General features: G+C 34.4%; 13 protein-coding genes. All 13 read right to left on the bottom strand.

From position 1 onward, the window contains the following. Positions 1–358 precede the first annotated feature (358 nt). Positions 359–1,279 (bottom strand): cysteine synthase A, encoded by a 921-nt coding sequence (gene cysK, locus J2Z81_RS01255; protein ID WP_226370565.1) that lies wholly within the window; start codon positions 1,277–1,279, stop codon positions 359–361. A 179-nt stretch (positions 1,280–1,458) separates the two neighbouring features. After that, on the bottom strand, positions 1,459–1,665 hold the full coding sequence (locus J2Z81_RS01250; RefSeq protein ID WP_226370564.1) for a DUF1657 domain-containing protein: 207 nt from the start codon (positions 1,663–1,665) through the stop codon (positions 1,459–1,461). Between the two features lie 94 nt (positions 1,666–1,759). Further along, positions 1,760–2,479: a DUF421 domain-containing protein gene (locus J2Z81_RS01245; protein WP_226370563.1), complete on the bottom strand. Its 720-nt coding sequence runs from the start codon at positions 2,477–2,479 to the stop codon at positions 1,760–1,762. 197 nt (positions 2,480–2,676) lie between these two features. Next, positions 2,677–2,808: an ABC transporter permease gene (locus tag J2Z81_RS01240; RefSeq protein WP_226370562.1), complete on the bottom strand. Its 132-nt coding sequence runs from the start codon at positions 2,806–2,808 to the stop codon at positions 2,677–2,679. A 53-nt stretch (positions 2,809–2,861) separates the two neighbouring features. Then, positions 2,862–2,957: an ATP-binding cassette domain-containing protein gene (locus J2Z81_RS01235; RefSeq protein WP_226981187.1), complete on the bottom strand. Its 96-nt coding sequence runs from the start codon at positions 2,955–2,957 to the stop codon at positions 2,862–2,864. Positions 2,958–3,833: 876 nt separating this feature from the next. Then, the gene (locus J2Z81_RS01230; RefSeq protein WP_226370560.1) at positions 3,834–4,697 is read right to left on the bottom strand and encodes a 5'-3' exonuclease; all 864 of its coding nucleotides are present in this window, start codon (positions 4,695–4,697) and stop codon (positions 3,834–3,836) included. 15 nt (positions 4,698–4,712) lie between these two features. Next, the gene (locus J2Z81_RS01225; protein ID WP_226370559.1) at positions 4,713–8,339 is read right to left on the bottom strand and encodes a dynamin family protein; all 3,627 of its coding nucleotides are present in this window, start codon (positions 8,337–8,339) and stop codon (positions 4,713–4,715) included. A gap of 82 nt (positions 8,340–8,421) precedes the next feature. Then, positions 8,422–8,898 carry a CBS domain-containing protein gene (locus tag J2Z81_RS01220; RefSeq protein ID WP_226370558.1) on the bottom strand — a complete coding sequence of 159 codons (477 nt, stop codon included), beginning with the start codon at positions 8,896–8,898 and terminating at the stop codon, positions 8,422–8,424. Positions 8,899–8,965: 67 nt separating this feature from the next. Further along, entirely contained in the window at positions 8,966–9,430 is a 465-nt protein-coding gene (locus tag J2Z81_RS01215) for a flavin reductase family protein (RefSeq protein ID WP_226370557.1), read from the bottom strand. A gap of 196 nt (positions 9,431–9,626) precedes the next feature. After that, on the bottom strand, positions 9,627–11,156 hold the full coding sequence (locus J2Z81_RS01210) for an acyl-CoA carboxylase subunit beta (RefSeq protein WP_226370556.1): 1,530 nt from the start codon (positions 11,154–11,156) through the stop codon (positions 9,627–9,629). Positions 11,157–11,316: 160 nt separating this feature from the next. Next, complete coding sequence (locus tag J2Z81_RS01205) at positions 11,317–11,529, bottom strand: acetyl-CoA carboxylase biotin carboxyl carrier protein subunit (RefSeq protein ID WP_226370555.1); 213 nt, start codon at positions 11,527–11,529, stop codon at positions 11,317–11,319. 15 nt (positions 11,530–11,544) lie between these two features. Beyond that, on the bottom strand, positions 11,545–12,897 hold the full coding sequence (locus J2Z81_RS01200; RefSeq protein ID WP_226370554.1) for an acetyl-CoA carboxylase biotin carboxylase subunit: 1,353 nt from the start codon (positions 12,895–12,897) through the stop codon (positions 11,545–11,547). A gap of 56 nt (positions 12,898–12,953) precedes the next feature. Continuing rightward, complete coding sequence (locus J2Z81_RS01195; protein ID WP_226370553.1) at positions 12,954–14,096, bottom strand: acyl-CoA dehydrogenase family protein; 1,143 nt, start codon at positions 14,094–14,096, stop codon at positions 12,954–12,956. Between the last annotated feature and the right edge of the window lie 56 nt (positions 14,097–14,152).

Here is a 14,152-nt window from a genome sequence, read left to right as displayed (position 1 = left end):
TTCCTTTATCGTCTCAAAACTCTTTCAAATCGTCCAATCGTTCTCTCAGAGCGCTACATTTACTATAATCGTGTACCTGTAATGGAGTTCGAATCCCATTCATGTTTAGTACTAAAATAGTTCATGCGTTTAAGTACTAAAACAAGTATGTACATAAATACACTTAATAATAAAAAGGATGATTCAGTGAAAAACGTTGATTGGCAAATGGTTATATTTATTGGAGCGTCTTTGTTACATGATTATTGGATACACCTTGGACTTCCGCAAGTTTATTATTGGGAAGTTAAAAGAGAAATTATAAAAAACAGTAAATAAGAGTTTTGCCCACTTAATGTTTAATGTGGGCAATTTTATATTATTCATCAAATAAATTCATGCTCAAATAACGTTCTCCAGTATCAGGTGCAATACATAATACTTTTTTACCTTTTCCAATACGTTTAGCTACTTCAATCGCTGCAAATATAGCAGACGCTCCTGACAGACCAACAAAAACCCCTTCTTTACGTGCAACTTTTTTATACATATCGACTGCATCTTCATCCTCTATTTGTATAATTTCATCATAGACAGAAGTATTTAAAATGTCTGGTATGAATCCAGGGCTCGTTCCAACGAGCTTATGTTTTCCAGGTTTACCGCCTGAGAGAACCGGTGATCCTTTTGGCTCGACGACAGTAATATGCAATTTTGGTATTTTTTTCTTTAATACTTCTCCTGTTCCTGTAATTGTACCGCCAGTTCCAGAGGTTGCAACAAAAGCATCTAACTCACCTTTCATTTGTTCAATAATTTCGTTAGCGGTTGTGAAGCGATGAATATTGGGATTAGCTTGATTTTCAAATTGCTGAGGAATAAAACTGCTCGGAATCTCCTGTTGCATTTCTTTAGCTTTTTTTATTGCTCCTGGCATTTTTTCTTCACTTGGGGTTAAAACTACTTTAGCTCCATATGCCTGTAAAATATTTCTTCTTTCCATTGTGCTATTATCAGGCATTACCAAAATAGCTTCATAACCACAAGCTGCTGCAGTCATTGCTAAACCAATTCCCGTATTTCCGCTAGTTGGTTCAATAATAGTATCTCCTGGTGTAAGTATACCTTCTTCTTCTGCTACTTTAATCATATTATATGCAGCTCTGTCTTTGACACTTTTACTCGGATTATAAAATTCCAATTTCACAAAAACCTCTGCAGCATGATCAGGTACAATTTCATTTAACCTTACAATCGGTGTCTCACCAACTAATTCTGTCATATTTTGCACAACCTTCATGCGGGATACCAACCTTTCCAAAATAATATTAATAATTCCTAGTAATTTACTGTAAATAATACATTTATTCCTTATGAAAAACAACCTATTTGTATAATATGTTTTTTAATCTAATTTGGGAAATAAACAAACGAAGCATCTTTTTAAATTAAAAAGATGCTTCGTTTGTTTATTGAGTACTATTGTTGTTTAAATTGCGGTTCTTCTGATTGAATATATTGCAGTCGTGCATTTAGGTTATCAAGAACAGTTTGTTGTTGTGTAGTCATATTCTGGAACATTTGCTTTGCATTTTGATCTTGCGTTTCCAAAGCAAAGCCTTTTAGGCTTGCAAGAACACTTTCACAGTTTGCAATTGTTTGTTGCATTTGAGTACCTACTGTCATTCTCCATCACCTCCCTCTCTTATATTTTCCTATTTTGATTTTTATATTTGAACTTTTAACTGGAAAAAACTAAAAATATGGTTTCTTGATGTAGTTACTGATCATCAACAAGGTTATGATCAATCCCCTGTTTTCTGTCTTTGAAATTCTGATCCACATCAAGAAAACCTTTTTGATTTAAAGTTGCTAAAGTTACTTTATCCAAACTATCCATCGATATATTATAAGCTTTCAATTGATTTGTAAGCCATTCTAAATCCTTTTGTATATATTTAAGATTATGATTAATGATTTCCCCGTCCATAATGATAGGAATAGGCATAAATGTAGGGCTTGGGGACATATTTAAATCACTCGGACGAATCGGGCGATGATCAGCCATCGGTATAATGCTGATTTTGCCATTCTCTTCCATTAATGCAAGCACAATGTTTGATGGACTCATGTAACCTTTTTGCCTGAGATGTGCTAACAATTCATTAATAGTAAGTTTGACTTTGCGTAATCCTTGTTCCTCAATATCTCCATTCCTAATCAAAACGGTTGGTGTAGTTTTTAACATATTTTTAAATTTATTATTGTTTAATACTAAGATGGAAAAGGCAATATACACAATTGCAATAATAACCGCAAAATAAGCAGCTACGTCCAACCTATGTGAAACAATCGGCTCTGCTATAATTGTGCCTAAAACAAAAATAATTAATAAATCGAAACTAGTCATCTGAGCAAGGAACTTTTTTCCGGTAATCTGTAATAATATGTACCCCACTAACAAGATGACCACTGGCGCCCATAAATATTGAAAAATCACGATGTCATCACCTCACATTTATAGTATGGACCATTTTAATAAAATCATGAAAAAAGGATTCTTCACCACTTTCTCTTCCCTGCTAAACCAAATGTTTATTTCATTTTGCATCTGATTGCTGTCTGATTTAATCAAAAAAAGTGATGCCCCTATAATTGGAGCATCATTGTTTATTTAAAATAAATTGCTTTCGTTTGTTATAAAAATATGGTATGCCAATGTAAAAATATAACAACAGTCAATGAAACGGTTCCCGCTCCTACAAGCAGAACAGCTATTTGATATTGCAGTGCAACTAAAGGTGATGTTCCAGAAATAATTTGTCCCACCATCATACCTCCTGAAAGATTGATTTCGATAACACAACCTTCATCAGGACTGTCTAATGATTCAATAATCTTAATAAGATTGATTTACCACTGCCACTCTGCCCTACTATACATGTAACCTCCTTTTCTCTAATAGTAAGTTCTTTCATTTTAATTATTTCTTTAACCTTTATGCTATTAAGATGAATCATGGCTATCCTCCTATCCCAATCAGCTTATTGTTTTAAAATACCGTACCCTCATCTAATAAAAATATTCCTTTTATTTGATAAGCTAAAATTTTAGGGGTATTAATCAAAGAAATGCATTCTAGCGAGTATTAGTTGGATACCCCACAACCTCAATGGTATACCCTAGAAGGTATAAATGATTATATTAATTAACTATGGCCGTATATACTTATACCCATATATGTATATAACTAACCAATATGATTTAAAACGTTAATACACCTACACCTATATGTATACAACGTTAATACAGTATAAAAATAGGGTTTACATATTATATTTATTGTATAGTCTCCGGTCGTTCAGCGAAAACCGTTCCTTTCTGTTCGATATACTGTTTAAGTTGATAGTAATTAATTGCAAGTATTGGATGTTAAGCAAGGAGACATTCAAACTAAATTTTTTTCTTTGTACGTAGATATTTACCGTGGATCGTATCACCGTTATCTAAAGTCAGCACTCCTTATATTTTTTGCATAGGATTGTTTAAAAAGTGTTGCTATACGAACATCACCGCCTGCACTAAGGTATCTTTCCTCCCCTCTTTCAAGAAACATCTCCGAATGAAGATAAGCAGGCGTATCATCTATCTATAGTATCGTTTAATGTTTGCTATTCATCAAAGTACCCCCTTACAAAAAAAACGATAAAACATTGTTGTGATTATTCTCTTGGCCACTTAACAAACAACTTCACACGCCAAAAAAACAAGGCATAGTTCATATATGCCTTGTTTCATTACAAACTTTTTTTATTCGTCTATTTTTATTTCTTACAGGAACTACTTATTTCCACTCAACTAATTAATTTAGTTAAGTTATTGAATTCAAGTTCTTTAAACTTTTCCAGAACAATATTTTTATCATATCTCCATATCGCTTTTTCTAAAGTACAACGAACTGGAAGATCACATTTAATTTCAGCAAGTTGTCTCGATAAATGGAGCATATCCAGGTTTTCTTTCAATTTTGTTTGAATTCCTTTAGATAAATGATCTGTGTTTTCTAAGATATTTTCAATCGTACCATATTCCCTTAATAACTTTAATGCCGTTTTTTCTCCAATTCCCTTAACGCCAGGATAATTATCTGCCGTATCGCCCATTAATCCTTTTAAATCAATTATTTGTTTTGGTGTGATTCCCTTCTTGACATAAAAATTGGCATCATCAAACATTTCATAATTACCTTGACCTTTTCGCATGATTGCTACACTTATCTGCTCATCAATGAGCTGCAAAATATCGTGATCACCGGTTAGAATGATGACATGGTCATTTTTTGAATAATATTTTGCTAGTGTTCCAATGCAATCATCTGCTTCATAGTTTTCCAAACCGATATTCGGCATATTAAATGCCTCAACCACCTCTTTGACTAGTTCAAATTGAGGAATAAGTTCTTCAGGCGGTTCAGATCTGTTTGCTTTGTATCCACTATAAAGTTCTGTCCGAAAAGTTTTGCTCCCCATATCCCAGCAGCAAATTATATGTGTAGGATGAAATGTATCAACTGCATCTAAAAAATAACGAAAAAATTGATATACACCATTCGTGGGGATTCCATCCTTCGTTTTCATAAAGTTGCCGCGAAAGGATGTTGCAAAAAATCCGCGGAATAATAGTGCCATACCATCTACCAGTAAGATCTTGTTTTTCAATTTTGCACTTCCTTTTTACTTGTACTTATCAAGAATAATTGAAAGTTTAATCTGTTTATCCTGCAATAGATCCAAATCGATCGTATCTGACATTACAGAAAGATTATCCTCCACATAATTATCTATCGATGCTAAGATATGTTTTTTCATAGATTGTAAGATTTTTTCCCACTGGCCAAAATAGGCTGATTTCATTAAATCATTATTCGTGTTCATATATTCTCTTATCCATGGAGCTAATATGGAATAAATAGCTTCTTTCATTACTTCTTTTTCATTTTTTACAAAAAAGGCCTTTGCCCCTTTAAAACATGAAAGAGCTTTGTTAAATGGCTCAATATTTGCATCTTTAAAAGCTTGTGGATACTCTGGAGTTTGTATATCCGTATTTTCTAAGGCTGGTAACATAAAGTAACTGTCTATTTGGTTTACCTTGCTGTTTGTATCTTGGTAAACTTCTTTCTGTAATTCAAATAAATAAGCTTCTATTCTTAGCGACACAGCACGCAATTCCTGCAGAAGCTCATAGCCAGTATAATCGATTAGATTTACTAAACTTCGTTGCAATTGTTCCTTTGCTTTCTTACCTGATTCAGTTATTGTTGTAGGATTAAACATCTCTTTAAACATATCATGGAATCGAATAGACAAACGTTCATCTACATAATGTAATTGTTTATCAATCCTTTGCTCTATTCGGTTATTGTATAAAGAAGCATCGATATCTCCAATTGTATTTGTTAAACTTTCTTGCTTTTGTAATAGTGTCGCTCGATAGTCTTGTTTTTCCTGTTCGTTTAAATTTGCCGATTCTATATAATGAGTCAGCGTTTGATAGGACCTTTCAATATCAAAAAGAGCTGATTCCATTGATAGTTGAGCTAAATCATTATGAATAAACTGATAAAAAGCTTTTTCAAAATTATCCATTTTGCTATTTAAGACTTGTTTGTTTCGTTTGTTTTCAAGTGTTTGTTTACTTGAGACAGGGAAAATCTTTGGAAAACGGATGCCTAATTGTAATAATTGGTCTTCTACATATTGCATTACAAGTTTAAGATCAGCGTCGCTTTCAGCTAAGTCTGCTGCATTTATAATAAAAAACATTTTATCTAGTTGAAAGGACTCCTTTACTCTGCCTAACTGCAATAAAAAATCTTTATCTGCACGTGATAAAGCGTGATTATAGTAAGTAACATATAAAATAGCATCAGCATATTTAATATAATCAAATGCTACATTTGTATGACGGGCATTAACTGAATCAGCACCTGGTGTATCTACTAAGGTTATTCCTTGACGTGTAAGAGAACAGTCATAATAAAGATCAACGGATTCCATATAACATGCTTTTGTTTCATTCGTCACAAAAGACGCAAAGTCTTTTAAAGAAATCGTTACTTTTTCGCCTATTTTATTCTTAACTTCTTCATAACCTTCTATCATTGCTTGTAAATAAGCCTGATATAATTTATTTAGATCTGCATTTTTATGCAAATTATTTCTTTGCACCCAATTTAATAATTCAAAAAAAGTAGTGCTTTCGGGTGAGAATTGTTTAACAAGTGAGATTAAATCATTTACTAATGTCGCTTCATCTTTTAAATGGATGACTACCGTTCCATGTGTATATTCCCCCGTAACTGGTTTAATACGATTGATAACGGCAGTTGTAGGATTTGGAGATGACGGTAACAATCCTTCACCAAGCAAAGCATTGGCAAAAGATGATTTCCCGGCACTAAATGCTCCAAAAAGAGCAATGGTCAACGTCCGGTTATCTAAACGGTGTTGCTTATCCTTCAAATCATCCACAATAGATTGAAAGCCTGGTAATGATTCTACGGTTTGAATCGCTTGATTAACAGCGCCTGAGACATCTTCAATAGAGCGTTCCTTCACTCGCTTTGGAGTAATAGTTTCTTCTTTAAGCTCTTCCGATAGACCTTTGGATTGTTCTTTTACATTAGGAACTGGATTTTCTGCTTGTTTGATAGGCTTATTACGAACGTCTATACAATCTTGCATACTTTTCCATGCCAGTTCACTTACATCCGGGTGATGAAGTTGATTATCTATTCGTTTCGTTTGTTCATCAAGGACTTCTTGGTAATGGTTTAATTCTTCTTGTTGATGCGATGACATTTCTAAAGCTTTGCGCTGCTTTTCTAACTCTTTCACTTTTTCTTGTATCTCTTCGTTTACACTTTGTGTCATCATGTCTAATAATATGCGCGCTTGACTTTTAAATTTATTCTTAATGTCCGCACTAACCTCTTTTGTATAATTTAATACATAATCAGCATTTACTTTAGCGCCTGTTTTGATTATTTTTAAGAGAGCTTCGGAGGTATACTCAATTTTTAATTGCTCAGTTTTATTTATTATTTCAGGATCAGAAATATTATTTTCTTTTAGGATTTTAATGAATTTATCCCGCAATTTCCATTGTATATTTGCTTCGATATTTTTTTTCAAGGGTTCTAAAAAATCGATCATTCGTTTCTCTTTTTCTTTGGCTATCTTCTTCTTCGTGCTAAATAAGCCAAGTTTAAAATCACTTTGCTGTGAATCAAGAAACAATGCTGCTTTGTCGCGTAAATCTGATGGCATTATATAAGCATTGTTCAATGTTGTTTGCAAGTCCCTTTGAAATATTTGTTCTAACTCTTGTGACTTGCTTTCAATCGACTTTATTTGAGCTTTAATGGATTCCAGTTTCGTTTTGTCGTCACTGGAAAATCCCCCCTCAAAACTTGCTGTTAGTTCATCAAATCTTTGCTTCAAAAATGTTTTATGGTTAGCTATTATCTGCTTCAGGGAACCCCATAAACGATTTGATGTCCTACCTCCTGTATGAAATAACGTAAAGATTTTTTCTTTCATTGATTCAAATTGATTATATTTATGAGCGGTGTCCATTAAAGAAGTAAAATAAATTCCCTTTGGCAAAATATTCCATTGTTGGAATGTATTTTTCACTCGTGTTTCAAATTCCTTAAAAGACAGTTCCATTTCATCATGCTTATCAACCTGATTAATCATAATGTAAAAAGGAATCCCCATATCTTGTATGTTTTTTAAAAAATAGAGATTAACTTCCGATTGAACATGATTATAATCCATAACGTAAAACAGAGCATCTACCAGATGAAGAGAAGACTCTGTTATCAAGCGATCTGCATCATCTGCTGCATCAATGCCTGGTGTATCCACGATGGCACAACGATTAGGCAGTAGATTTTCAGAAGTGCTTAATTCAATACGTTTAATCGTATCTTTGTCTTTGCCATATTCCTTTATCATATCAATATCATAAGGCTCTTTATATTCTACTGGGGCTTCTCGATGGAAAAAGACACGTGCCACACCTTTACCTGATGTAATTTTAATGATATTCGCACTTGTAGGTATCGGGCTTTTAGGCAATATATCCTTTTGTAATAAGGCGTTAATCATCGAAGACTTTCCAGCAGAAAAGTGACCAGCAAAACTGATCACGAATTCGTTCTTCTTTTGTTTTTGATATAAATCAACAATTTTATTTGCATTTATATTATCGTCATTATCGCGAAACATTTTATGATATGCTACCAAATGATTAAGCGTAATTTCCTGATGATCCGTCCTCGATATTGTCAAAGCATACAATCCCCTTCTTGTTTAACAATCAATAATCCCATTATACGAAAATTAATAGGCTATTACTACCCTATTTACCTGTTTAATTCTCTTCATCCATCGTTGCTATTAATTTATTCGAAATAAATCGAATAATATCTCCTCGGCTAACTACTCCTACAACTATATTGTTAGCATCTACTACAGGAATCTTTTTAAAATGGCATTTCGAGAAAATGCGTAAGGCTTCCTCAAATTTTTCATCAGGGGATACGGTATAAATGTCCTTTTGACGCATCATTTTCTTAACGGAGTGCTCCATTGAATATTTCAATTTATGTGTTAAATCCTCTTTTTCACTTACAAGAACTACTGTAAACATATCATACACTGTTCTTCCTTTAGGCTGCAGGTAGCGAATAACGTCTCCGTCACTAATAACCCCAAGTAACGTATTCTCTTCTGAAACAACCGGAACTCCTCCAATGTTATGCTTTACAAGAATTTCTAGTAAATCTTTAACGCTTGTATCTTCACGAACGCTTATAACATCCTTGATCATAAAATCTTTTATTTTCATATTTCCACCTTCTTGTTAATTAATGGTAAATATACAAAAACCAACCATATAAAATGGTTGGCATGATTTAAAGTGATGTCATTGTACGATACTTTCCACCAAAAAACAACGTCGGATTTTTTTCACTCATGGTAAGACCAGTAACCTCTGCTATAAATATCATATGATCTCCCGCCTTTGTTGTTTCCTTCACATGACAAGATAATGTAGCAATCGAATCTTTGATAACGGGTATATCATCTAATCGTATAAATGGAATTTCTCTATCTTTTTCTTTCTGCTTAGCAAAGATCATAGAAATATCTTTTTGTTCTTCTGCAAGAATACTTACCCCAAACTTTTTGGTTTCTTGTAATTTATTATACATACTCGCCTTCTCATCGATTGAAATAGCTATTAATTTGGGATCTAAGGATACAGACATAAATGCATTAACAGTCATTCCCAAAATTTCGCCACCGTAATCAATGGAAACGATAGTTATCCCCGTTGCAAACTTTCCCATTGCGTCACGAAAAAGTCGATCGTCCATAGTAGTTTCCTCTCTTTCCATGTATATAAATTATATAAATACAATTCCTATATAGCCTATCATTTATATCGGTTAATTGGAAAAATGATGCTTATCTTTCTAATTTACATAATAAGCTTATAATCAAGTAAAAACATAAGTTTAAAGTAAAAGTCATCGTATTGGATAACGATGACTTTTTATGTCTTCTTTCTATCTATACCGGATATACTCCATGCTTCCTTTCTGTAAAGAGAACATTTTTCGTTTCATATATGCGATAACGTTTAATTAATTCATCTCGTAATTTCTCAGGTGCAACCACTGCATCAATCACCATTTCAGAAGCTAAGCGATAGACATCAATATCATCTTTATATTCATCCTGTTTTTCTTTAACAAATGCCGGACGTTCTTCCTCTGGTAATTCAGAGATTTTATTGGCATACACTGCGTTTACAGCAGCTTCGGGACCCATCACAGCAATTTGTGCTGTAGGTAGTGCTAAACAGCAATCTGGTTCGAAAGCTGGTCCTGCCATGGCATATAGTCCTGCACCATATGCCTTTCGAATGATAACCGATATTTTAGGCACTGTCGCTTCACTCATTGCTGCCAGCATTTTAGCCCCATGACGAATAATGCCTGCTTGCTCTACTTTCGTACCGATCATAAATCCGGGCACATCTACTAAAAATAATAAAGGAATATGAAACGCATCACACAACTGAATAAACTTTGCAGCTTTATCAGCGGAATCAGGAAATAAAACCCCGCCTTTCATCCGAGGCTGATTCGCAATAATTCCAATCGTTTGACCATTCATACGAGCAAGTCCTGTAATTAACTCAGGTGCAAATTTCTTTTTAATCTCACAAAAGGAATCATGGTCAATAATGCGATCAATAAACTCCTTCATATTAAATGGTGCATTTTGATTTTCCGGAATTAAGTCTTGAATTGTTTTCTCAAAAGGCTTTATTTCTTTCGCTTCTACTGATGCTGGCTTTTGTCTGAAGTTAGGTGGAAAGTAGCTCAGGTATTTACGTGCATATTCAATTGCCTTTTCTTCCGTTTTTACTAATACATCACCACATCCAGATACGGAGCAATGCATTTTGGCGCCACCCATTTCTTCTAAACTTACTTTTTCACCAATTACTTTTTCAGCCATTCGAGGTGAACCTAAGTACATAGACGCATTTCCATCAACCATTATAACAATATCACAAAAAGCTGGAATGTAAGCACCACCAGCAGCCGATGGCCCAAACAATAGACAAACTTGCGGTACGCGACCTGATAATTTAATTTGATTATGAAAAATTCGACCTGCTCCTCGACGGCCCGGAAACATTTCAATTTGATCTGTAATTCTTGCACCGGCCGAGTCTACTAAATATAACATTGGTATTTCTAACTTTTTAGCTGTTTCTTGAATACGAATAATTTTTTCTACTGTTCGTTTTCCCCATGAACCTGCTTTCACAGTAGAATCATTTGCCATGACGCATACAGATTGTCCATTTATTTGACCTATGCCTGTGACTACCCCGTCCGATGGCAGATTATCATCTATACAATTTGCAAAAAAGGCATCTTCTACATCTAAACCTTTATCAAATAAAAGTTCTAGTCTTTTTCGAACAAAAAGTTTTCCTTTTTCTTCATTTTTTTGATGGTATTTTTCTTTTCCGCCTTTTTCTATTTTCTTAATTTTATCTTGTAATTCTTCAACATACGACATAATGAGCCCTCCCGCTTATTTGTCTGAATACCCGAGTTTTCTTTTAGTACAGCTTCTAGCATATAAACGTAAATTTACTATTGTTTTCATTTTCATATGCTAATTTAAATGTATTTTTAAAGTCTCATATCATAGATTTGTCAATATGCTTTTTACTATTTCATTCTATTATAGCAATAAGATCCCCTTCATTAACAAAGTCGCCTTCAGATACCTTTAATTCCTTGACTGTTCCTTTCTCCTCTGCAGGTATCGGAATTTCCATTTTCATAGATTCTAAAATAACAATGTCTTGATCTTCTTCAACCTCTTCACCAACACTTACTGTAATTTTCCAAACACTTCCCGCCATACTTGCTTTTATTTCTTGCATTCTAATTCCTCCCAATTAATTTTTCACTGCAGGTAAATAATATTTATCAACAAAGGAAGTTGTTGTATTCCCCGCTTTATATTGTTTGCTTCCGACAATTTTTATTAACATTGGTATATTCGTTTTTATTCCGTCAACACAATATGCTTGAAGTGCATCCTCGATTAAAAAAATCGCTTCATTTCTTGTTTTTCCTTTAACAATTAATTTTGCAATCATAGGATCATAAAATGGAGTAACATCATAATTATTAGTTACAGATGTTTCGTTTCGAATGTTTTCACCAAGTGGTATAGTAAATGTATCAATATGTCCTGGAGAAGGGAAAAATGTTACAGGGTCCTCAGCATAGATACGTGCTTCAATCGCATGGCCTTTCATTTCTAGCGCATCCTGATTGATATTTAATTTTCTTCCGTTAGCAATGCTAATTTGTTGTTCCACAATATCCAGCCCCGTTATTTCCTCGGTAACAGGGTGTTCTACTTGAATTCTTGTATTCATTTCCAGAAAATAAAACTCTTCCTGCTCATCAACTAAAAACTCTATTGTACCTGCATTACGATATGAAAGAGCTTTTGCCGCGTTAACTGCAGCTTCTCCCATTGCAGCTCGTGTTTTTTGAGAAATAAAAGGGGAAGGTGCCTCTTCAATTACTTTTTGATTACGGCGCTGAATCGAACATTCTCGTTCAAATAAGTGAACAACATTACCAAATTGATCAGCTAAAACTTGCATTTCTATATGTCTCGTATTTTCAAGTTTCTTTTCTAAAAACATTGCTCCATCTCCAAAGAACATTTGAGCTCGTTTAGAGTTGCTTTCAAAAGCTTTTCCTAACTCTTCATCAGAATAAACAACCTGCATTCCGATTCCTCCGCCTCCAGAAGAGGCTTTTAACATAATGGGATAGCCAATTTTTTGCGCAGCCTGTATTGCTTCCTCTTCGGTCGCAACAGCTTCATCCGTTCCAGGAATCACGGGAATACCGGCTTCTTGCATCGCTTTTCTAGAAGCTATTTTACTTCCCATCATTTCAATAACATTGCTTGAAGGTCCAATAAAAATCAGTCCTTCTGTAAAACACTTTTTTGCAAACGTTGCGTTTTCACTTAAAAATCCATAACCTGGATGTACTGCATCTACTTCAGCTTTTTTAGCTACTTCGATTATTTTATCCGCATTTAAATAACTTTCATTCACGCGGGAAGGACCGAGCAAATAATTTTCATCAGCCATCGAAACAAACGGAGCATACTGATCTGCCTCTGAATATACTGCAACAGTTCGGAGTTTTAATTTCTTACATGTACGAATGATACGTGATGCAATTTCTCCCCGATTTGCGATTAATATCTTTTCAATCATATACTCACTCCTTGGATTTATAGGTGTGCGTAATATCTTTCTGGAAATATAGTGGTTTATAAACCTAATTGTCTAGCTATTACTAATCGCTGAATTTCTGACGTTCCTTCTCCTATTTCCAAAAGCTTGGCGTCCCGCAGGTACCTTTCAACCTCATATTCGCGCATGTAACCATAGCCCCCGTGGATTTGTATAGCTTGATTGGCAGCTCGAAAAGCTGTTTCTGTTGCATATAATTTAGCGTAGGCGGATTCTTTAGAAAAAGGTTTATTATTATCTTTTAACCAAGAGGCTTTATAAACCATATTTCTTGCAAGTTCTACTTCCATTGCCATATCTGCTAATTTAAACTGAATCGCTTGAAAACTGGAAATAGGTTTACCAAACTGTTTACGTTCCTTCGCATAGGTAAGCGCTTTATCTAATGAGGCCTGAGCTATCCCTAGACCAAGAGCAGCAATGGAAATTCTACCGCCATCTAATGTATACAGAAATTGCTTGAATCCCTTTTGAGGATCACCTAAAAGATTTTCCTTCGGTACACATACATTCTCTAATACAACTTCCGCAGTATCTGAGCCACGAACTCCCATTTTGTCATAATTACCTTTTATTGTTATTCCTTTTGTATCTGTCGGTACAATTATTGCGGAAATAATGTTTTTTCCATTTTCGTTTTTACCAGTTACAGCAGTAACAATTATTGTTTTTGCAAAGCTTGCATTGGTAATAAAACACTTCTCCCCATTAATGATATAATGATCTCCATCCTCTATTGCTGTTGTTTTTGTTCCACCTGCATCCGAACCTGCATTCGGTTCTGTCAATCCAAATGATCCTAAAGCAGTTCCTTCTGCTAAAGGGGTTAAGAATTTTTCTTTTTGCTCTTCCGTTCCGAAATAGTAGATAGGACTTGCTCCTAATGAGACAGCTGCAGCATAACTCAACCCTGTGCTGCCACATACTCTGCCAATCTCTTCAACAGCAATCGCATACGATACTGTATCACCGCTGGAGCCACCATACTTTTCGGGAAAAGGAATTCCCATTAGTCCTAACTCACCCATCTGTTTAAATATATCTTCTGGGAATTTAGCTTCTATGTCCGTTTCAATTGCTCTAGGTTTTATTACGTCTTCTGCAAAATCTCGCACCATTTTTTGGATCATTCGTTGTTCTTTCGTAAGTTCAAAATTCATCGTAATCCTCCTATAATTGATGGATACGCTTACTTATTAACTTTCTTTATCAAATG

The organism is Virgibacillus alimentarius, assembly GCF_017874635.1.
In the GTDB taxonomy this organism is placed as follows: Bacteria; Bacillota; Bacilli; order Bacillales; family Amphibacillaceae; genus Virgibacillus_B; species Virgibacillus_B alimentarius.
This window is presented reverse-complemented; position numbering and strand designations above follow the sequence as displayed.